The sequence below is a fragment of the Rhizobium sp. 007 genome (assembly GCF_015353075.1).
In the GTDB taxonomy this organism is placed as follows: Bacteria; Pseudomonadota; Alphaproteobacteria; order Rhizobiales; family Rhizobiaceae; genus Rhizobium.
In genome coordinates this window covers 1,543,920-1,564,093 of sequence record NZ_CP064187.1, presented here as the reverse complement: position 1 = coordinate 1,564,093, position 20,174 = coordinate 1,543,920, and the positions used below count along the sequence as shown (strand labels likewise).

Annotated in this window: 21 protein-coding genes; 7 read left to right on the top strand and 14 right to left on the bottom strand. The window is 59.4% G+C overall.

Annotation, left to right across the window (positions count from 1 at the left end):
- Positions 1-60: 60 nt before the first annotated feature.
- The 7 genes from ytfQ to pcsA form a co-directional block, all read right to left on the bottom strand.
- Positions 61-1,023, bottom strand: coding sequence for a galactofuranose ABC transporter, galactofuranose-binding protein YtfQ (gene ytfQ / locus ISN39_RS07940; RefSeq protein WP_022715566.1), 963 nt, complete (start codon positions 1,021-1,023; stop codon positions 61-63).
- 144 nt (positions 1,024-1,167) lie between these two features.
- Positions 1,168-2,241, bottom strand: a complete 1,074-nt coding sequence (locus ISN39_RS07935; protein WP_039844855.1) for a BMP family ABC transporter substrate-binding protein — start codon at positions 2,239-2,241, stop codon at positions 1,168-1,170.
- 47 nt (positions 2,242-2,288) lie between these two features.
- Positions 2,289-3,206: an ABC transporter permease gene (locus ISN39_RS07930; RefSeq protein WP_194729681.1), complete on the bottom strand. Its 918-nt coding sequence runs from the start codon at positions 3,204-3,206 to the stop codon at positions 2,289-2,291.
- Positions 3,203-4,300 carry an ABC transporter permease gene (locus ISN39_RS07925; RefSeq protein ID WP_194729680.1) on the bottom strand — a complete coding sequence of 366 codons (1,098 nt, stop codon included), beginning with the start codon at positions 4,298-4,300 and terminating at the stop codon, positions 3,203-3,205. Before ISN39_RS07925 ends, ISN39_RS07930 begins: the two co-directional genes overlap by 4 nt.
- Positions 4,290-5,855 (bottom strand): ABC transporter ATP-binding protein, encoded by a 1,566-nt coding sequence (locus ISN39_RS07920; RefSeq protein WP_194730129.1) that lies wholly within the window; start codon positions 5,853-5,855, stop codon positions 4,290-4,292. Before ISN39_RS07920 ends, ISN39_RS07925 begins: the two co-directional genes overlap by 11 nt.
- Positions 5,856-5,907: 52 nt before the next feature.
- On the bottom strand, positions 5,908-6,888 hold the full coding sequence (locus ISN39_RS07915) for a quinone oxidoreductase (protein ID WP_194729679.1): 981 nt from the start codon (positions 6,886-6,888) through the stop codon (positions 5,908-5,910).
- A gap of 9 nt (positions 6,889-6,897) precedes the next feature.
- The gene (gene pcsA, locus ISN39_RS07910; protein ID WP_074068070.1) at positions 6,898-7,626 is read right to left on the bottom strand and encodes a phosphatidylcholine synthase; all 729 of its coding nucleotides are present in this window, start codon (positions 7,624-7,626) and stop codon (positions 6,898-6,900) included.
- A gap of 244 nt (positions 7,627-7,870) precedes the next feature.
- On the opposite strand from pcsA, the gene ISN39_RS07905 reads away from it, so the two are divergent.
- On the top strand, positions 7,871-8,683 hold the full coding sequence (locus ISN39_RS07905) for a ferredoxin--NADP reductase (RefSeq protein WP_194729678.1): 813 nt from the start codon (positions 7,871-7,873) through the stop codon (positions 8,681-8,683).
- Positions 8,684-8,729: 46 nt separating this feature from the next.
- Here ISN39_RS07905 and ISN39_RS07900 read toward each other — a convergent pair whose 3' ends face one another.
- On the bottom strand, positions 8,730-9,344 hold the full coding sequence (locus tag ISN39_RS07900) for a GntR family transcriptional regulator (RefSeq protein ID WP_194729677.1): 615 nt from the start codon (positions 9,342-9,344) through the stop codon (positions 8,730-8,732).
- 95 nt (positions 9,345-9,439) lie between these two features.
- Here ISN39_RS07900 and ISN39_RS07895 point away from each other — a divergent pair, with 95 nt between their 5' ends.
- Positions 9,440-10,333 (top strand): dihydrodipicolinate synthase family protein, encoded by an 894-nt coding sequence (locus ISN39_RS07895; protein ID WP_194729676.1) that lies wholly within the window; start codon positions 9,440-9,442, stop codon positions 10,331-10,333.
- A gap of 48 nt (positions 10,334-10,381) precedes the next feature.
- Here ISN39_RS07895 and ISN39_RS07890 read toward each other — a convergent pair whose 3' ends face one another.
- The 6 genes from ISN39_RS07890 to ISN39_RS07865 all read right to left on the bottom strand — a co-directional run bounded on the left by ISN39_RS07890 (position 10,382) and on the right by ISN39_RS07865 (position 15,616).
- The gene (locus ISN39_RS07890; RefSeq protein WP_194729675.1) at positions 10,382-11,590 is read right to left on the bottom strand and encodes an ABC transporter permease; all 1,209 of its coding nucleotides are present in this window, start codon (positions 11,588-11,590) and stop codon (positions 10,382-10,384) included.
- The gene (locus ISN39_RS07885; RefSeq protein ID WP_194729674.1) at positions 11,580-12,296 is read right to left on the bottom strand and encodes an ABC transporter ATP-binding protein; all 717 of its coding nucleotides are present in this window, start codon (positions 12,294-12,296) and stop codon (positions 11,580-11,582) included. The genes ISN39_RS07890 and ISN39_RS07885 overlap by 11 nt, the downstream gene beginning before the upstream one ends.
- Before the next feature lie 11 nt (positions 12,297-12,307).
- The gene (locus ISN39_RS07880) at positions 12,308-13,603 is read right to left on the bottom strand and encodes an efflux RND transporter periplasmic adaptor subunit (protein WP_194729673.1); all 1,296 of its coding nucleotides are present in this window, start codon (positions 13,601-13,603) and stop codon (positions 12,308-12,310) included.
- Between the two features lie 145 nt (positions 13,604-13,748).
- The gene (locus tag ISN39_RS07875; RefSeq protein ID WP_194729672.1) at positions 13,749-14,123 is read right to left on the bottom strand and encodes a GFA family protein; all 375 of its coding nucleotides are present in this window, start codon (positions 14,121-14,123) and stop codon (positions 13,749-13,751) included.
- Positions 14,123-14,332: a hypothetical protein gene (locus ISN39_RS07870; protein WP_074068060.1), complete on the bottom strand. Its 210-nt coding sequence runs from the start codon at positions 14,330-14,332 to the stop codon at positions 14,123-14,125. Before ISN39_RS07870 ends, ISN39_RS07875 begins: the two co-directional genes overlap by 1 nt.
- A 1,044-nt stretch (positions 14,333-15,376) precedes the next feature.
- A complete protein-coding gene (locus ISN39_RS07865) occupies positions 15,377-15,616 on the bottom strand; it encodes a hypothetical protein (protein WP_194729671.1) in 240 nt (79 codons plus the stop codon).
- Between the two features lie 293 nt (positions 15,617-15,909).
- Between ISN39_RS07865 and ISN39_RS36190 the strand changes: the two genes are divergently transcribed.
- From ISN39_RS36190 to ISN39_RS07845, 5 genes are all read left to right on the top strand, one after another.
- The gene (locus tag ISN39_RS36190; protein ID WP_246763308.1) at positions 15,910-16,095 is read left to right on the top strand and encodes a hypothetical protein; all 186 of its coding nucleotides are present in this window, start codon (positions 15,910-15,912) and stop codon (positions 16,093-16,095) included.
- Positions 16,096-16,328: 233 nt separating this feature from the next.
- Positions 16,329-16,532, top strand: coding sequence for a hypothetical protein (locus ISN39_RS07860; RefSeq protein ID WP_074068058.1), 204 nt, complete (start codon positions 16,329-16,331; stop codon positions 16,530-16,532).
- 698 nt (positions 16,533-17,230) lie between these two features.
- Positions 17,231-18,289, top strand: a complete 1,059-nt coding sequence (locus ISN39_RS07855; RefSeq protein ID WP_246763307.1) for an aldo/keto reductase — start codon at positions 17,231-17,233, stop codon at positions 18,287-18,289.
- The gene (locus ISN39_RS07850; RefSeq protein WP_194729670.1) at positions 18,256-18,969 is read left to right on the top strand and encodes a formylglycine-generating enzyme family protein; all 714 of its coding nucleotides are present in this window, start codon (positions 18,256-18,258) and stop codon (positions 18,967-18,969) included. The genes ISN39_RS07855 and ISN39_RS07850 overlap by 34 nt, the downstream gene beginning before the upstream one ends.
- 175 nt (positions 18,970-19,144) lie before the next feature.
- A complete protein-coding gene (locus ISN39_RS07845; protein ID WP_074068052.1) occupies positions 19,145-19,999 on the top strand; it encodes an AraC family transcriptional regulator in 855 nt (284 codons plus the stop codon).
- The last annotated feature ends 175 nt before the right edge of the window (positions 20,000-20,174 follow it).

Sequence of the window (20,174 nt, the reverse complement as noted above, 5' to 3'; positions counted from 1 at the left end):
CCCGCTCGCACGGGCAGCGCCGCACCGGTCCATGAGGGACCGGTGCGGCAACAGTGTCAATTAGTAACCGAGGCCCTTTTTGGCTTCGTAGACCTTCATCGGATCATCAGCCGGCGTGTAGAGCTTCGATTCCGTCTGGATCCACTTCGGCGGCTCCTTCTTGTCCTTCAGATAGGCATCAAGCACATCGAATGCCGGGCCGGCCATGTTCGGCGTGAGCTCGACCGTCGCGTTGGCTTCGCCTGCCGCCATCGCCTGGAAGATGTCCGGAACGGCGTCGATCGAGACGACGAGGATATCCTTGCCGGGCTTCAAACCGGCTTCCTTGATCGCCTGAATGCCGCCGACGGCCATATCGTCGTTGTGGGCATAAAGCGCGCAGATGTCCTTACCGCCGTTTTCAGCCTTCAGGAAGCTTTCCATGACTTCCTTGCCCTTGGCGCGGGTGAAGTCGCCGGTCTGGCTGCGGACGATCTTGAAGTTGTCGTGGCCGGCAAGCGCCTCCTCGAAGCCCTTCTTGCGGGCAATCGCCGGCGAGGAACCGGTGGTGCCTTGCAGTTCGACGATGTTGCACTTCTTGTCGCCGGCATTCTTGACGAGCCACTCGCCCGCAACCTTGCCTTCATGGACTTGGTCGGAGGTCACAGCCGTCAGATAGAGATCATCCGGAGCCTTGATGGTACGGTCGAGCAGGATGACCGGGATTTCGGCTTCCTTGGCTTCCTTGAGAACATCGTCCCAGCCGGTTTCGACGACGGGAGCGAGGAAAATCGCGTTGACGCCTTGTGCAACGAAGGAGCGCAGCGCCTTGATCTGGTTCTCCTGCTTCTGTTGGGCATCGGAAAATTTCAGATCAACGCCGCGCTTCTCAGCTTCCTGCTTCGTCACCGTCGTCTCAGCGGCACGCCAGCCGGACTCCGAGCCGATCTGTGAAAAGCCCACGACAAGCTCAGCTGCAGATGCGGAACCGAACATGCAGGCAGCCAGAACCGTGGCACTCAAAAGTGCATTTTTCAATTTCATGATTGTCTCTCCCAAATGCCGCTCCTCGCGGCGCACGAGAGAAAAAATCATATAGTATTACTTTTGTAAATTACTATTTTAGGATGGCTCGCAAAAAAAGGCGCTCAGAGTGGGAGCGCCTTTTGCAACTGTGAAATGCAGCGATTATTGCGGCAGTTTGTCGTCGACGCCTTGGATGTAGAAGTTCATCCCGAGCAGCGTGCCATCATCGGCCTTCTCGCCATCCTTCAGCCAGGGCGTACCGTCCTGCTTGTTGATCGGGCCGGTGAAGGGATGCAGTTCGCCGGACTTGATCTTGGCCTCGGTTTCTTCGGCCATCTTCTTCACGTCGTCCGGCATGTTCGTGTAGGGCGCCATGGTCAAGATGCCGTCTTTTAGGCCGTCCCAGATCTGTTCAGACTTCCACGTGCCGTCGAGCAGGGCCTTTGTGCGCTTGGTATAGTAAGCGCCCCATGTGTCGACGATTGCCGTCAACTGGGTCTTCGGACCGGCCTTGATCATGTCCGACGCCTGACCGAAGGCCATGATGCCGCGTTCGGCAGCAACCTGCATCGGCGCCGTGGTGTCGGTGTGCTGTGTCAAGATGTCGACGCCCTGGTCGATCAGTGCCTTGGCGGCGTCGGCTTCCTTGCCCGGGTCGAACCAGGTATTGGCCCATACGACTTTCAGCTTGAAGTCGGGATTGACGGACTTCGCGCCGAGTTCGAATGCGTTGATCCCCATCACCACTTCCGGAATCGGGAAGGAAGCGATGTAGCCGGCGAGGCCCTTCTTCGACATCTTGGCGGCGATCTGGCCCTGAATGTAGCGGCCCTCATAGAAGCGCGAATTGTAGGTCGCGACGTTTTCCGCTGCCTTGAAGCCCGTCGCGTGTTCAAACTTCACCTTCGGGAACTTCTGGGCGACCTTGACGGTGGCATCCATGAAGCCGAACGAAGTGGTGAAGATCAGCGAGCAGCCGGAGCGGGCCATGCGCTCGATCGCGCGCTCGGCATCCGGGCCTTCCGGAACGCTTTCGAGGTAAGGTGTTTCAACCTTATCGCCGAATTCCTTTTCGACCTGCAGGCGGCCGTTTTCATGGGCTTGCGTCCAGCCGCCGTCCGTGCGGGTGCCGACATAGATGAAGCAGACCTTAGTCTTGTCTGCGGCTTGTGCGGCCGAGCCGACGCTGATGACAAGCGCAGCGGTTGCCGCAAGTGCGAGTGCTAGTTTCTTCATTTTAGCCCCTGTTGGTTGGGAGTTTGAAACCCGTCTGTTGTTGTGCGTCACCGGTCAGGCACGAAAGCCTTGCCAAGCGATGCCGGCGTGTTGATCAACGTCGTGCGCCGATTATGTGAAATGATGATGAGAACGACAATAGTCGCGGCATAAGGCAGCATCGAAAGAAACTGCGACGGAATGCCGATCCCAAAGGCCTGCGCGTGAAGCTGGCCGATCGAGACCGCACCGAATAGATAGCCTCCCGCAAGCACCCGCCACGGCCGCCAGGACGCAAAGACGACGAGCGCAAGCGCGATCCAGCCGCGTCCCGCCGCCATGTTCTCCACCCATTGCGGCGTATAGACGAGCGAAAGCTGGGCGCCGGCAAGCCCGGCACAGGCGCCGCCGAACATGACCGCCAGGTAGCGGGTACGAATGACATCGATCCCGAGCGCGTGTGCCGAACTGTGATTGTCGCCGATCGCCCGCAACTTCAGGCCCCTGCGGCTTTTGAAGAGGAACCAATTGATGCCGATGACGAGCGCGATCGACAGGTAGAAAACCAGATCCTGATGAAAGAGCACCGGTCCGATGAAGGGAATGTCGGAAAGATACGGAATGTAGACCTGCGGAACCTTGATACCGGGGATGCCGACATAGCTCTCGCCGAGCATCCCGGAGGCCCCAAGCCCGAGGATCGTCAGCGCAAGGCCGGTCGCGACCTGATTGGTTACCAGCGTCAGCGTCAGGAAGCCGAAGAGAAGCGAGAACACTGCGCCGGTCGCGATACCGGCCAGCAGGCCGATATAAGGCGATCCGGTGGCCTGGGCAGCCGCAAAGGCGCCGACAGCGCCCATGATCATCATACCCTCAACGCCCAGGTTCAAGACTCCGGCGCGCTCCGTCACAAGTTCGCCGAATGCAGCGATCACGAGGGGCGTGGCGGCCGTGATGACGGTCAGCAAGATGGCTTCGAAGATCATTGCGCCACCTTTCCGGTGACTGCCTGCACCCGCGACCAGACGATCCTGATCCTGTAGAAGATCAGCGTGTCGCACGAGAGCACGAAAAACAGCAGGAGCCCCTGGAAGACGCGCGTCACCTTGTCGGACACCCCGATCGAGAGCTGTGCCGCCTCGCCGCCGAGATAGGTAAGCGCCAGCACTAGGCCGGAGGCGATGATGCCGAGGGGATTGAGGCGTCCGAGAAAGGCGACGATGATCGCCGTGAAGCCGTATCCCGGCGAAATGGCCGGCTGCAGGTGGCCGATCGAACCAGACACTTCGGAAATGCCGGCGAGACCGGCAAGCGCGCCGGACAAAAGAAAGCTGAACCAGATCATCCGCCTCGAGGAGAAGCCCGCAAAGCGCCCTGCCCGCTCGGACTGGCCGAGCACGACGATCTCGAAGCCCTTCAGCGTATAGCGCATCATAAACCAGACGAGGATCGCCGCGAGGATCGCGAAGACGAAGGCCCAGTGCGCGCGTCCCGACTCTTCCCAGATAGCCGGAAGGATCGCCTCCGGAGCAAAGTCGCGCGAAACGGGAAAATTGAAGCCCTTCGGATCGCGCCAGGCACCACGGATCAGCCAATCGAGGAAAAGCTGGGCGATATAGACCAGCATCAGCGAGGTCAGGATTTCATTGGTATTGAAGTGCGCCTTCAAGAGTGCCGGGATGGCGGCGAAGAGCGCGCCGCCGATGGCGCCCATGATGAGCATCAGCGGCAGCACGAGCGGCGAATGCCAATCGTAGAAGACGATCGGCAGGATCGAGCCTGCGATCGCGCCGATGGTGAACTGGCCCTCGGCACCAATATTCCAGTTGTTCGAGCGGTAGCAAACCGAAAGGCCGACTGCGATCAGGATGAGCGGCGCGGCCTTGATCGCCAGTTCGTGCAGCGACCAGACTTCAAGCAAGGGTTCGACGAAGAAGGCGTTCAGCGCCCCGACCGGATCCTTGCCGAGCAGAGCGAACATGATGCTGCCTGCAACCAGCGTCAGCACCAGTGCCAGGAGCGGCGAAACGAACCCGAAGAGTTTCGAGACCTGTGGCCGTTTTTCGAGTTCAATGCGCATCGGCGGTCTCCGCGGCAGGCCCGCTTTCATGCAGACCGCCCATCAGGATGCCGATCTGCTCGCGGGTCAGTTCACCGGCCGGGAACGGCGGCGAAAGACGCCCTTCCGAGATGACGGCGATATCGGTTGCGACTTCGAATATCTCATCGAGGTCCTGACTGATGACGACGACGGCAGAGCCGGCGCGTGCGAGATCGACGAGCGCCTGACGAATGTGGCTCGCAGCCCCCGCGTCGACGCCCCAGGTCGGCTGATTGACGACGAGGACCGCCGGCTGGCGGTCGAGCTCCCGGCCGACGATGAACTTCTGGAGATTGCCGCCCGACAACGCCCCTGCGGCGGGATCCTCACCGCTCTTGCGGACGTCCATGTTTTCCGAAATGCGTTTTGCCGCACTCCTCACCGCTCCGCGCCGGATGACCTTGAGAAAGCCACCGCCAAGGAACGCCTTGCGGTCCGACTGGCTGCGCGCGAGCACCACATTATCCGAAAGCTGCATGGCCGAAACTGCGGCGTGGCCGTGGCGCTCTTCTGGGACGAAGCCTGCACCGAGCAGGCGGCGGGCGGTGATGCCCTGCGTGCCGACAGGCTTCCTGCGGATCATGATCGCCTCAGGCTGCGCCACCGGATATTCGCCGGACAATGCGTCGAAAAGCTCGCCCTGCCCGTTTCCGGCGACACCGGCAATCGCCAGGATTTCGCCGGAGCGGACCGCAAGCGACACATCTCTGAGCGGTGTGGCAAAGGGCGTGCGCGGAGCGACCGAAAGGCTCGTTACTGCAAGTTGAACGTCCCCCACATTGCCGCGATCGGGATGGCTCACGCTCGGCACGTGGGAGCCGACCATCATTCTGGCGAGGGAACCGGGAGTCTCCCGCTTCGGATCGCAGGCGCCGGTAACTCTGCCGTGGCGCAGCACGGTTGCGCGATCGCAAATGCGCTGCACCTCCTCGAGGCGATGGCTGATATAGAGCACAGAGCGGCCTTCCGCCTTCAGCTTGAAGAGCGTTTCGAAGAGTTTGTCGGCCTCCTGCGGCGTCAGAACCGAGGTCGGCTCGTCGAGGATGATCAGCTTCGGATTTTGCAGCAACGCGCGGACGATTTCGATGCGCTGACGCTCCCCGACGGAAAGGTCGGCCACATGGGCGTGCGGATCGAGCGGCAACCCGTAAGCGCGCGATAATGCCCTCGCCTCTTCGGCGATCCGGCCGATCGGAATCTTGTCATCGAGGGAGAGCGCGATGTTTTCGGCGACCGTCAGGGCTTCGAAGAGCGAAAAATGCTGGAAGACCATGCCGATGCCGAGCTTGCGGGCTTCTCCAGGCGCGCCAACCGCAACCGGCTTTCCCTCCCAGAGAATATCGCCGGCCGACGGCTCCAAAACGCCGAACAGCATCTTCACCAGCGTGGACTTGCCTGCGCCGTTCTCTCCGAGAAGCGCGTGGATTTCGCCCGGAGCGATATCGAGATCGATTTCGTTGCAGGCGGTAAAGCTACCGAAGAGCTTCGTCAGTTTCTGGACCGACAGTAACGCACCGGACGGCAGCGCATTCAATGACGACACGTTCCCCTCATTTCCCTCTGCCGACCTGTCCGTTCCGGATCGTTTATGGGATCAGCAGCGTAGTTCCCGTAGTTCTTCTTGTTTCTAGATCCGTGTGAGCCCGTCCCACCTCACGCAACGGATAGGTTTGGTTGATATTGATACGCACTTTGCTGCTTAGCACAATATCAAATAGCGCGTTTGCACAGGCGGTCAGTTCATCGCGCGTGGCAATGTAGGTGAAAAGCGTCGGCCTCGTTGCATAAAGCGAGCCCCGCTGCGCCAGCATCGCCATCGTGAAATTCTCAATAGCGCCAGAGGATTGACCGAAGGATACAAACATGCCGCGCGGCTTCAGGCAGTCGAGCGATTGCGGGAATGTATCACGGCCGATCGAGTCATAGACGACGTCCACGCCCTTGCCGCCGGTGACCTCACGAACGCGGTCGAGGAAGTTTTCCGTCCTGTAGTTGATGACGTGATCGTAGCCATGCTCAAGCGCGAGCTTCACCTTGTCTTCCGAGCCGGCGGTACCGATCACGGTTGCGCCCAGCGCCTTTGCCCATTGCCCTGCGATGAGGCCGACGCCGCCGGCGGCAGCATGGAAAAGCAGAACCGTCTCAGGACCGACCTTCAATGTTCGGTTCAGCAGATATTCGGCGGTCATGCCCTTCAGCATCATCGCGGCTGCTGTTTCCAGGCTGATCGCGTCGGGCACCTTGACGAGGTGCTTGGTCTCGACGTTCCGCTCGACGCTGTAGGCGCCGTCGGCACCGGCATAGGCAACCCGGTCACCGACTGCGAAATCGTTGACGCCAGGTCCGATCGCCGTCACGGTGCCTGCCGCTTCCTTCCCGGCGATGAACGGCAGATGCGCCGCCTTATAAGTTCCATCGCGGAAATACACGTCGATGAAATTGAGCCCGATTGCAGCGTGCCTGATCTGGACCTCGTCGGCGGATGGCGGCGGCAAATCGACATCGACATACTCAAGAACTTCAGGACCGCCATTGCGGCTGAAAGCAATCGCCTGCGTCTTTGTCATAACCGCCTCCTATTCGCTACGTCCCAGCGCCGGGAAGTACTGCAGTACGGCGCCGATGCAATAAAGATAGACACCGCTGATCACGAAGAGAATAATGGCCCATTGGGGCATGCTGAAGTGCATGAGCAGTGAATACATGCCGAGCGCCGACCAGAGGAAGAAAACGCCGAGATTGATGAACCGCAGACGCTGGACGCGCACCGGATGCAGGAAATTGATTGGCAGGAAGGTAAGGATCACCGAGACGATCACCACCGTCAGGGCGGTCGCAGCGCTTGCGTCGATGACGAAGAGCGTAAAGACGATCATATTCCAGACGACAGGGAAACCGGAGAAGAAATACTCCTCGGTCTTCATGCCCATATCGGCATAGTAGATGGCGCTCGACACGACAATCATGCCGGCGGCGGCAAAAGACCACGGTTCACCGATCATGCCGCTCTGGTATAGTGCGAAAGCCGGCAAAAGCACGTAGGTGACATAATCGATGATATTGTCGAGCGTGTCGCCCGACCAGTTGGGCAGCACCTCCTTCACCCGCACCTTACGGGCGATGGGACCGTCGATGCCGTCGACGAGCAGAGCAAGGCCCAACCACCAGAACATGTCGATGAAGCGGTGTTCGGCGGCGGCGACCACGCCCAGAAATGCGAGGAAAGAGCCGGACGCCGTCAAAATATGGACGGAAAAGGCGCGTATCTCTGCATAAGGAACGCGCTTGTAGTTGAAAATCTTCATGTTTCCCCGTACCGCCTGCCGCCGCTTAAACCTCTCGGGCAGCGTTTTGGCCTAATATGCATCCTTTGCCCCGCTTCGCCAGCGCAAAAGCAACAAGATCACGCAGGCATTGATACATGACAATGATACGCATATTTCTTACTGATAGCGTCGCAGAGAATGGAATGCCTTTAGTTTCCAGCGTATTTGTAATATCTGCCTCGCATCAGACCGATCATGCGACGAATACGGGATCCGATACCGAATGAACGCTCCAGCAAAGACCGAAGATTTCGCCTCCGCCGTTCCGGCAAATGTCTATGCCGAAACGGTGCTGAGCGTCACGCACTATACGGACCGGCTCTTCCGCTTCACGATGACCCGGCCGCAGGGTTTCCGTTTCCGTTCCGGCGAGTTCGCGATGATCGGCCTCATGGTCGATGGCAAGCCGATTTTTCGTGCCTACTCCATTGCAAGCCCAGCCTGGGCCGAAGAACTCGAATTCTTCTCGATCAAGGTGCCGGACGGCCCGCTCACATCGCATCTCCAGGGCATCAAGCCGGGCGATCAGGTTCTGATGCGCAAGAAGCCGACGGGTACGCTGGTGCTCGACGCGTTGACGCCCGGCAAGCGGCTTTACATGTTCTCGACCGGAACGGGCATCGCGCCCTTCGCAAGCCTTATCCGCGACCCCGATACCTACGAGAAGTACGAGGAAGTGATCCTCACCCACACGACGCGCGAGGTCGCGGAACTGAAATACGGCTTCGATCTGATAGAAGAGATCCGGAACGACGAACTGCTGAGCGAGATCGTCGGCGACAAACTGCGTCACTATGCGACGGTCACCCGCGAGGATTTCGAATATCGCGGTCGCATCACCGACCTGATCTCCTCCGGTAAGCTCTTTACCGATCTTGGCGTTCCGCCGCTCGACCTGGCAATCGACCGCGGCATGATCTGCGGCTCTTCCGCCATGTTGAAGGACACTAAGGAACTGCTCGAAAAGGCAGGCTTTGAAGAAGGCGCCAACAGCAAGCCGGCCGAGTTCGTCATCGAACGCGCCTTCGTCGGCTGACGGTTTTTGGATTGTTGATTGAACGGCTCCGGAGACGGGGCCGTTTTCATTTGTGGCTGAGATAGTCGATCAAGGCCGCCATTGCCTGCTGTGATTCTTCCACCTTGCCCTGCTGGATCGCGCGAATAACCGTGACGTGCAGCGTGATCGAGCGGTCCATCCGCTCCGGAGTGGCAGTCGAATACCAAAGACGGCGTGAATGTGTCTGCACGGGCCCGAGCGCCGCGGTGATGAACGTATTCGGGCAAGCCTCTTCGAGAAGCTCGTCGAATGCCTTGTCGGCAGCGAAGAAGGCGGCAAGATCGCCATTGACCGCGCAATTGGTCATTGTGCGGGCGCAGTCTATCAGCGCCCCTCGCTGCTCGTCCGTCGCATGCTTCGCGACCAGCGACGCAGCAATAGGCTCCAGTTCCCTGCGCACCTGCATGACATTGGCATGATCGTCCGGTTTGATCTCCGCCACCTGCAGCCCGACCCGCGGCCTGACGATGATGAGGCCCTGCCAGGCAAGCTTCTGTATCGCTTCGCGCACCGGCGTACGGCCGTGACCGGCAATATCGATCAGCTGCTTTTCGGTCACCAGCGCGCCCGGCTTCAACACCAGCGTCACAATCGCGTGTTCAAGTGCGAGATAGGCCAGATGGCTCTGTGAACTCTGCATTCGATAGTCCATACTTCATTCTGATATATCAGATATTGACACGACGCAAATCAGATGGCAAGCTGCCGTGATATATCAGAGTCAAGGAGACGAACATGTGGCGCGGCGTATTTCCTGCAGTAACGACGAAATTCACTGAGAGCGGCGAGCTAGATCTTGCCGAAATGGAACGCTGCTTCGGGCTCCAGGCCGATGCAGGTGTCGATGGCATCATCGTCTGCGGCTCGCTCGGCGAGAACATGACGCTCGAGCCGGAAGAAAAGTTGGAAATCCTGAATGTCGCGCGCTCGGCTGCGGGTTCGAGGCCAGTACTGATGACGGTCTGCGAAAGCTCGACAAAGCGCGGCGCCGCTGCCGCCAAGGCCGCAGCAAAGGCCGGTGCGAGCGGCTTCATGGTCTTGCCAGGCGTGCCTTACAAATCCGCTCCGGAAGAGACGCTGACGCATGTCCAGACGATTGCCGCAGCCGGTGGCCTGCCGATCATGGTCTACAACAATCCAGTCGCCTATGGCGTAGACGTCACGATCCCGATGTTCGAAGTGCTGGCGAAGAACGATCTCGTCGTCGCCATGAAGGAATCGACCGACGATGTCCGCCGCGTGACGGACGTCTTCAACGCCTTCGGCGAACGCTTCGATGTGTTTACCGGCGTCGACAACCTGGCGCTCGAAAGCCTCTTGATGGGGGCGCACGGCTGGGTCGCCGGTCTCGTCGTCGCCTTCCCGAAGGAAACGGTCGCGATCTATAAGCTCGTTCAGGCGGGCCGCCTCGATGAAGCGCGCGCCATCTACCGCTGGTTCCGGCCGCTGCTCGACCTGGACGTCTCGACCTTCCTCGTCCAGAACATCAAGCTTGCGGAAGTCTACGCCATCCAGTCGAACGACCGCGTCCGCGCGCCTCGCCTGCCGCTTTCCGGCGAACAGCGCCTGCGCGTCGTTGACGTGATTGAAAAGGCGCTTTCAAACCGCCCGGAACTGCCGAAGTTCTGATCAATCGGCACACGGAGTGTTCCAAGGCCGAGCATCACCCGGCCTTGTTCATTCGTGCCGTAAGGCCTCGATCGGATTCAGCTGCGCTGCCCTTCGCGCCGGGAAATAGCCGAAGATCATGCCGATTGCGGCCGAGAAGACGAAGGCGACGGCGATCATCAGCGGGCTGACGACGAAGGGAACCTTCAAGAGCGTCACGGCGGTGAAGCCGATGCCTAATCCGAATACGATGCCCGTGATGCCGCCGAAGAGCGACAGCGCAACCGCCTCGACCAGAAACTGCAACAGTACCTGCGTCTCCAATGCGCCGATCGCAAGCCGGATGCCGATCTCCCGCGTGCGTTCAGTGACCGACACTAGCATGATGTTCATGATGCCGATCCCGCCGACCAGAAGGCTGATTGCGGCGACAGCGCCAAGCAATCCCGTGAGCAATGTCGTCGTACCCGTCATGGCTTCGGCGATCTGCGTCATGTCGTTGACGTTGAAATCGTCTTCGCGGCCCGGAACGATCTTGCGGCGCTCGCGCAGCAGGTTCTCGGTCTCCGTCTGAACCTTGGAGGTCGAAACGCCATCGCGGGCCGAAATGACGATCATCTGGACATTGGCGTTGGCCCTGCCGCCGATCCGGCGCTGATAGATCTTCACGGGCATGATCACGACATCGTCCTGGTCAGTGCCCATGCCCGATTGCCCGCGCTTCGCCAGCACGCCGATGACGCCGCAGGACACCTTGCCCACGCGAATCTGCTGCCCTGTCGGATTGGCCGCGCCGAAAAGCTGCGATCGGACCGTCTCGCCGAGGATGCAGCGGGCGCGGCCGCGCTCTTCGGCCGCCTCGAAGGTGCGGCCGAGGGCAATGTCCCAGTCCTGCGCGATAAAATAGTCGTTGGTCGTGCCCATGACGGTAGTCGAATGACTCTGGCCACCGTAGATCGCCGTCGCCGTCGTCTGGTTGAGCGGCGCGACTGCACGTAGGCCAGTTAGCTGATCGCGGATCGCATCGACGTCCTTAACGGTAAACCGTCTCGCCTCGGAGCTCGCGCGCCCCGGACCGAACTGGCCCGGACGCACGAAGAGCATGTTGGTCCCGAGCCGCGAGAGCTCCGTGGAGACCTGCTCTGTGGTGCCGTTGCCGATCGTCACCAAGGCGATGACGGCGGCAACGCCGATGACGACGCCGAGCACGGTGAGGAAGGAACGCAGGATGTTGCGGCTAATGGCGCGCAGCGCGAGTTTCAGTGTTTCAAGAAACATGATCCGCCTCGCCCTGATGCGCGACCTCGGCTTCGAGCTTTCCATCGACGAAACGGAGGATGCGCTCTGCATAGGCCGCAATGTCGGGTTCATGCGTGACCATGACGATGGTGATGCCCTGCTCCCGGTTCAGCCTCGTCATCAGATCCATGATCTCGGCGCTGGTTTTCGTGTCGAGATTGCCGGTCGGCTCGTCGGCAAGCAGCAGGGCTGGTTCGGTGACGATCGCGCGCGCGATTGCCACGCGCTGCTGCTGGCCACCGGAAAGCTCCTGCGTCTTATGGTGCTCGCGCCCCTTCAGTCCGACCAAGCCAAGCGCTTCCTTGGCGCGCCGGTGGCGCTCGCCCGCTGCGACACCGCGGTAGATCAGCGGCAACTCTACATTCTCGACCGCCGATGTCCGCGCGAGAAGATTGAACCCCTGGAAAACGAAGCCCAGCATATGGCGTCTCAGCAGCGTCAGCTGACTGCGATCGAAACCGGTCGTGGAAATGCCCTGGAAGACGTAGTCGCCGGCGCTCGGAACATCGAGGCAGCCGAGGATATTCATTGCCGTCGACTTGCCTGAACCCGACGGCCCCATGATCGCGACGAATTCATGGGTGCCGATCCGTAGATCGACATGGTCGAGCGCGCGGATCGCCGCCTCGCCGTGACCGTAGATCTTCGATACCTGCCTGAATTCGAGAAGCGGCGGACTGGTCATCGTTCGCCCGCCTATTGCGTCCGTGTCGTCGCGTCGGTCACAAGCGCATCGCCTTCCTTGAGTTCACCGGCCGAGACCTGTGTGAACTGACCGTCCGAGGAACCAACCTGGATGACGAGAGGCATCTGGCGGCCTTCGCGCAACACCCAGACGCGCCGTTTGGCGCCCGTGAGCGCTTCACTGCGGTTGCCGCCGGAGCGAGGCCCCATACGCGGCGGGCGGAAAAGACCGAAGATGCCGCGGCTGCCGCGCGATTCGGCTTCTGGCGGCGCATAGCGCAACGCAGCGTTCGGCACCATCAGGGTATCCTTGACGGCCTCGACGGTGATATCCGCCGTTGCCGTCATACCCGGGCGCAGCAGGAGATCAGCGTTGTCGACCGAAAGCACGGCCTTGTAGGTGACGACATTGTTGGTCGTCTCGGAGGCGAAGCGGATCTGCTCGATCTCGGCGGGAAAGGACTTGTTCGGATAGGCGTCGACCGTGAAGGTCGCCTTCTGCCCGACGCCAATCTGGCCGACATCGGCCTCGTCCACATCGACCTGCAGTTCCATCTTCCTGAGATCGCCGGCGATGGTGAAGAGAACCGGCGCCGAAAGCGACGCGGCGACGGTGGCACCCGGATCGACAGAGCGGGTCAGGATAACGCCGTCAACCGGCGAAACGATCCTGGCCTTGGCAAGGTTGACCTCGGCGAGCCGCAGGTCGGCCTCGGCAGAGAGCACTTCCGCCTCGTTGATCTGCTTCGTGGCTGCGGCGGACTCGTATTTGTAGGTCGCATCGTCAAGGCTCTGCTGCGTCGAGACGCTGCCTCTGACGAGGCTCCTCAAGCGCTCCAGCGAAACCTGCGCCGACAGCAGATCGGCATTCGCCTTCAGCACATTCGCCTTGGCCGAATCGAGCTTCGCGCGCGAGCTCTTCACATCGGCCTCCAGTTTGTTCGTATCGAGAACCGCCAGCACCTCGCCGGATTTGACCTCGCTGTTGTAGTCGACATTGACGTCGCGCACGGTGCCGGAAAGTTCACTCGATATGTCGACCTGCTCCGTCGGCTGCACCGAGCCGGTCGCCGTCACGAGAACCGTCAGGTCGCCGCGCTTTGCCGGCTGCGTCGCATAGCTGTATCCGTTGCCGCTGCGGCCGTTGTAAAAAAAGGCACCGGTTCCAGCGACCGCGATCAATGCTGCAGCGGCGATAAGGCGGCCGCGCCAGCGGCGGCCCTTGCCGCGCTTGGCGGAGGCCGCCAGGACGGCAGCAAGATCGGTATTGGCTGCTGCAGCCTTCCTGCCGGTTCCGGAATCGTCCATAAAACCCTCAAGTCAAAAAAAGAAGCGCCTGCTCCGTTTACCATCTAGATAGTCATAGCGAAGATGAACCGGAAATTAGCGTTGGAGGCGCATTCGCACGGAATGACGAAAAATTGCAATTAAATCTTGGAAATGAAAGTCCGCTTTAGCCGGCATCTTCTTGATACTGGTCGGTCCCCTGCAGCGGATGCAGCCAGCTTTCGCGGCGTTTGATCCACACCTCGTAGAGCGGCTCGATTTCCATCGGCGCATCATCGAGAGATCCAAGCCGGAGCTCCGCCTCCTTCTCGGTAAGACAGAACAGCCGACCGCCGCATGCGGGACAGAAGCTGCGGCCTTCATATATCGCGACCGAACCGGAATGCTCGAATGCCGCGAGGGGCCATACGGCGAACGTGACGAAGGCCGAGCCGCTCTCTTTCCGGCAGTCCGCACAGTGGCATAGCCCGGCACGAAGCGGCTCGCCCTTCACTTCATATCGGACGGCGCCGCAAAGGCAGCCCCCAGTGCGTATTCTCATCAGGCGTCGAAATCCAGGGGCAGCCTCGGCGGCTTGCGCTTGGCGGCCATCAGGAGATCGAGTTCGGTCGCCGACGGTCCGAATTTTTCATAGAGCCGCTTGGCCTCCTTTTCATCCAAACGGTATTTCCGGGCGAATTCGCTTATGCTGTAAGGCCGGCCGCGCAACACTCTGCGCGTCGGCACCGTCTGATTGGCAGAGTCGGCCATGGCAACCTCCTTTATACAACCCGGAAGTTAGGGCGCTCAGGGCCGTTGGGAAGCTTGCTGAAGCCCGAAAAGCGACAGACGAAAGGCTCGAATCGTCGAGAGAGGTGCCATGCCCTCCGCGGCGCATAGCGAAACACTCGCCGTCGGTTGGTGTGGGAGACTCCTTTGAATGATGCCTCGGATCGAAACGCATACGGTGGATATTAACCGGCTATTATCCTTACCGGTTCATTGAAATGGACCGACTCAACGAAAGCCGATCAACGTTATCGGGCCGTAGAACACCCCTCCCCGCTACGGCAGGAGACCTGGCAATCGGGCTACAGGAGGCCCGCGGCTGGGTCTCCGCCATTACAGTTCTCGGATCCGGAAATGTAAAAGGTCCACTCGACGGCAGGCCCGACTGTCAGCAATTCTGCTGCTTCTTAGCCGGTCCGCATCGCGTCCATGATTTGATCTGTGGTTTGTCGAAGTCCCCGCTTGGAGACATACTGCTCAGCCGTATGCAGCCTATGTGCCGCAAGGGCTTCCGCAACCTTCTCAGTCTCTTTTCGTTCCGCCGTTAGCTTGCTGTCCAAGTACTTTTCCAGGCACCGAAGAGCAAGCCGAACACGCAAAAGAAGAACAGCACTGTGTACATGATTTGCTGGCTGGTCATTTTTTTCATCGCCTTGCTACCCCCGCCCCCCAAAAATAATCCATGTGTCACTTCCAAGTCACTCGACAATAAAGGTCAAGTATGTTGAGTATTTCTTGCTTGGCTAATCAACTTTCTGGGACTTGCGATACTTGCATGACACAAATCCGAAATGCACTTCTGACCGTTGAGGCATGGGCGCGATATCCTGTGTCCGACTCTGAGGAACTGGACGCCAACTTGCCGGGTCTCAGTGAGGCCTGGGAGATGGATCTAGTTGAGGAAAACAGTTCCGGCTTCGACCCCTGCATGCATTTCTCATTGACCCGCGCTGGTGTAGAGTTCCTTCACGGCCCTCAACCTTCGCTAAGTGATGTAATTTTTAGGTCGGCACGACGCCTATTCGGTCATATCGTTGGATATCCCATCGCCTGAACGAATGTCTTGAACGCGGTCAAGATTGCCACCTTAGCCGTGCCGTTCGCCCAATTGATATGCAGACCGTCGCCGACGCCGTAGTCAGCCTTGAATACATTGCTGTCGCGGGCGGTCGAGACGATGTCGGCTAGTTCGAAGACCGTGCCGAAGTCGCCAATGGCGGACTGGGAACGCGGCCAGCGGCGGTCGGCATTAACCAACGATGCCATGAGACGGCCAGTATAGCAGGGTGTCATCACCGACTGGACGCCCGAGAACGCGCCGTCAACTGCGCGTCGTTCTTGTTATCCGCTCTAACGCCCTGTCAAGCCGCTCATGCAGGCCGTCGATGCGGTTACCCGCGCGAAGCAATTGAGCGGTGTGCTCCTGCATGCCGGCCTTGGATTGAGGCGCGCGAGGGGATGGCATTGGAGCGCAACAAATATCCCGCCTGCATTGTTATTTCATTTGATTCTAAATTAGACTTTAGTAGTGTTCTCGCATTAGGAGCGGGAGGATTTCCATGGAACGCGTTGAGCCGGAAAATGCAGATTCCGATATGGCAACGAAGGTCTGGTCGGTGACCGAGTTCTGCGCGCGACATCGATTGGACGAGGAAGAAGAAACGAGACTACTTCAGCTGTTTGGTCCATTCGCGACTGCATGCGAACTCATGCACAACGCCAAACGGGCACCGAAGTGGCGGTAATCCGTGCGACATGGGTACGGGCGCGTCCTGCTTCGTTTCCCTTGGAGAGGGCTGCTCGATAGCGGCCTCTGAATTCGTTTTGTATTTGTAACCGGATTTTTCCCGGAATTGGTGCGCACCGTGCTACGCCGGTGGCATTGCTGGTCGCAATGTTATCGTTAATAGCTGTTAACTTTCTCATATTCATCCCTCCTAAAATATGGTACCGCGGTTCACCGTTTGGAGACTTTGCGATGCGACGTTTCAATCTTCGACATGAAGTCGATGACAAGTGGCTTGTTGTGGATGGGCTCACGATGGAGCCTGCCACGCTTGGTGACGTGAAGGTGAGTGGCATGTCTTGGGCCGAGGCCTGTGACTTTGTCGACTTGATGAACTCTCTGGATGCTATCGAACGAGATTCGAGCCGCTATGCAGCAACTTTCGCTGCGGAGTGATTTTCGTTCGCTGCCTACGGCGCTCCCCGGCGCCACTTTGCCCTTTCGTAAAGCGTGTCATGCACCTTCCCGGCCCGCAGCGTATGTGAAGCGCCTTCCGTCGGATGTTTCCATCAGCCGCAGTCCGTAAAGCCGCGCGTCCGCGCTCAGCGCAAGATCGAATAGAGCAAGGGTTCACACCCCGCCGCCTGGAGCGGCTACGGGTTCCAGCTTCATAACTCTCATTGATCAGCCGACCAACGTGCGGGTGCGATAGATGTTCCTAGCGCGAATAACGGCACAAACACCCAAACACCACTGCGGCAGCGAGAACGAAAAAGCCGATTACTGCACCCCAAGTCCCGAAGAACAAGAAGCCCAGGACGAGGACGAGCAATGCAAGTGGACCTGCGATCAGCCCGACTAAATTTCTGGACATGACCTCATTGCCAAAACCATCTCTCCGGCCGTAGGACATTGCACCCGGTGTATTAACCGTTGATTGTGGCGATGACTGCAACGGGCCCGGAAGCTGCCAAGGAGCCGCTTCCGCTTCGCGCCCGCCAGCAGCGGTCATTGAGGCAAATTCAGATGTGCATGGTATTTGAACGCCACGAAGCGCAGAAAATGATCAGAATCGAGCAAATGGTGAGGATCGAGCGCGCGCGGCGGCACTCTGCCGGTTAACGTCCCTGTCGTCACAACAGGGATTTTTTGGAATGACCTCAGGACTCGCAACGAAACGCCGGACGTTTTTGACCGGCGTGGCGGCAGTTGCCGCAACATCGATGTTCGCTTCGGCCATCTCTATGCGACAGGCCGTCGCTCAACAATCGGGCCGTGCTCCGATCATGCGGCCGATCCCGAGAACGGGGGAGATGATCCCGGCGGTCGGCCTCGGCACATTCGAGACCTTCGACATCCGCCCAGGCGAACCGCGCGACCATGTGGGCGAGGTAATCCGGCTGTTCCATGAACATGGTGGAAGGGTCATCGACACATCGCCACTTTATGGAATGTCTGAAGTGTGCGTCGGCGATTTCATCATCGATCTTGACATCGCCGACGACATCTTCATCACCAATAAGACCTGGACCACCGGCGACTATCTTTCCGACAACAGCCATTCGGAACGGCAGCTCAGGCAGTCGCGGGAAAGGCTGTGGCGGGATCGGATCGATGTGCTGCAGGTTCACAGTCTCGAAAATCACGACCAGGTCCGTCACTGGCTGGCGCAGAAAAAGGCCGAGGGGTCTGTACGCTATATCGGGATCACGCAGTGGAGCCCGGAATACTATGACACCATGGAGCGTCTGGTGAACACGGGCACGCTGGATTTCGTCCAGGTCGCCTATACGATCCTGACGCGTGCCGCCGAACAACGGTTGCTCGATGCCTGCGCCGCCAACGGTGTAGCCGTCCAGGTCAACATCCCGTTCGAAAAGGCGCGGCTCTTTACGCCTGTGGCGGGACAACCAGTTCCAGACTTTGCCCAGGAGATGGGTATCGAGACCTGGGCGCAGTATTTCCTGAAATGGATCATCTCCCATCCGGCCGTCACAAATGTTATCCCCGCGACCAGCCAGCCACAGCACGTCGTCGACAACATGGGCGCGCTCTACGGCGACCTGCCCGACCGGGCGATGCGTGAACGCATGGTGGATTATTATGCCGGGCTGACAGGCGTCGCGGACGCGCTTAAACAGCCTCCTTATCCTGGAAAAAAATATGGTGGCGTCGTCACATGGCCTTTCCCGCAACCGCCCCAACGTACCTGACACTCATCCTTATTGCGCTTCCGGCCGCCGCAATGGCCGGGAGCGACCGTGTCACGATTGAAGGTTTCGCTATCGACAGGAGCGAGGTCACTATCGCCGATTTCGCCGTCTTCGCTAACGCGACTAAGCTGAGGACGGCTGCTGAACGCAATGGTGGCGGTCACGAATGGGGAAGCGGATGGGAACGTCGTCCAGGCTGGTCGTTTCGCAGGCCGTTCGGCAAAGCACCGCAAGAAGTGGCCGAACCTGCCGTACATGTGAGTTGGTATGAGGCACGTGACTATTGCGCATCAGTCGGCGGCCGACTGCCGGCTCGCGCCGAGTGGCAGCGTGCCGCCTATCGTGAATATGGTAGTGGATCGGCGGCGGGCTTCGTAGTCGGGAAAACGTATTCCTATCCGACGGGAGATACTCCTGAAGGGGCGAATACGAACGGTAGCGATCCTTGGCTTCAGCATGCCTCGACGGGAACCACTCGCCAGGGCGTGAACGGCCTTTACGACATGGGTGGCAACGTGTGGGAATGGCTCGCCGACCGCAACGGTGACAACGCGATCACGGCTGGCGGCTCGTGGTGGTACGGCCCAGACAAGATGCGGGAAGAAGCCATGCAGTGGAAGTCTGCCGACTTCTATGTCGCCTACATCGGCTTCCGGTGCGCCTACGACCTGAAATCGTAGCTTCACCTGCCGCGAGCCACGAAAACCTTTCAAGCACTCAACCCTCACGCACTTTTGAACAGCCGGGGTTGAAGACCTACGATTTCCTAAATGCATACGCCCGCAACCAGTCGTATCGTTCAGCATCTCACCTGCAAGATGTGCCTTGCAGGCGTATGGCTGGAGCGGGGCGTCGATGCAACAGAAGACCAGGATCGAAGGCTGGCAATTGACCCAGCCGCCTCAGGATCATCTGCGAATAGAGTGGCCGGGCGGTCGTTTCGAAACCGCGCGGCGGGGGCAGACAGGAGAAGTCGAAGGCAAGATAGCACCAGACTTCCATCTGGTCATGGTGACGCTGAATGGCGGCGCAGCGCATCATGCATTTCGAACCGACGACGGATTTCGCTATGAGGGCCGCGACGTGAAGGGCATGGTTTCCTTTCTGCCTGCAGGCTGCAATCGCGAGCTTGTGCTCCGCGACGTCGCATGGGAATGGGGTGCGATTGCCATCGATCCGGTTGTGGGAAGCCCAAAGCTCCGTAACGCCAAGTCATTCCTCGTTGATCGCGACGACTTCATTTATGGCATGACGGCGCAGATGTGCGGCCTCTATCATCGTGAAGGCAATCTGGATGTGACCTACTGCTCGACGATGGCTCTTGCTCTTTCCGAGTACCTCTCGAACAGAGTTGCAGGACGCGGTCAGCGCGGGACGTCGGTAAAGAACGCTCTAACGAGACGACAACTTCGTGACACCTACGAGAGAATTGATGCAAGGCTGGCAGAACCGATTTCGATCTCTGACCTGTCACTCCCACTTGGCATCTCGGAGGGGCACTTCTTCCGGACTTTTCGCGGAGCAACAGGCCAAACGCCTTTGGAAGTGATATCCCGCCGCCGCATGGACCGTGCAGCTCGTCTTTTGAGGGAAACGGACCTGCCTATCATCGAGGTCGCCGCGCTCTGCGGGATCGAGAGTCCGAGCCATTTTGCGCGGTTGTTCCGCGCTCACAAAGGCCATTCGCCCTCACGCTGGCGAAACAAATAAATTAACTGACCCCGTTCCAATATCGACCGCGGGCGAACTCTGTGGCGCGGCTCCGCCCATCGTCTCATTTCCTTTGATATCGATCATTGGTGTCGCTTTGAGTGGCGAGTTCAACGGTCGCTGCAACACACTCTGCAAACCTCTCCGCTGGGGTCTGATAAAGCAAGGTCTTTCT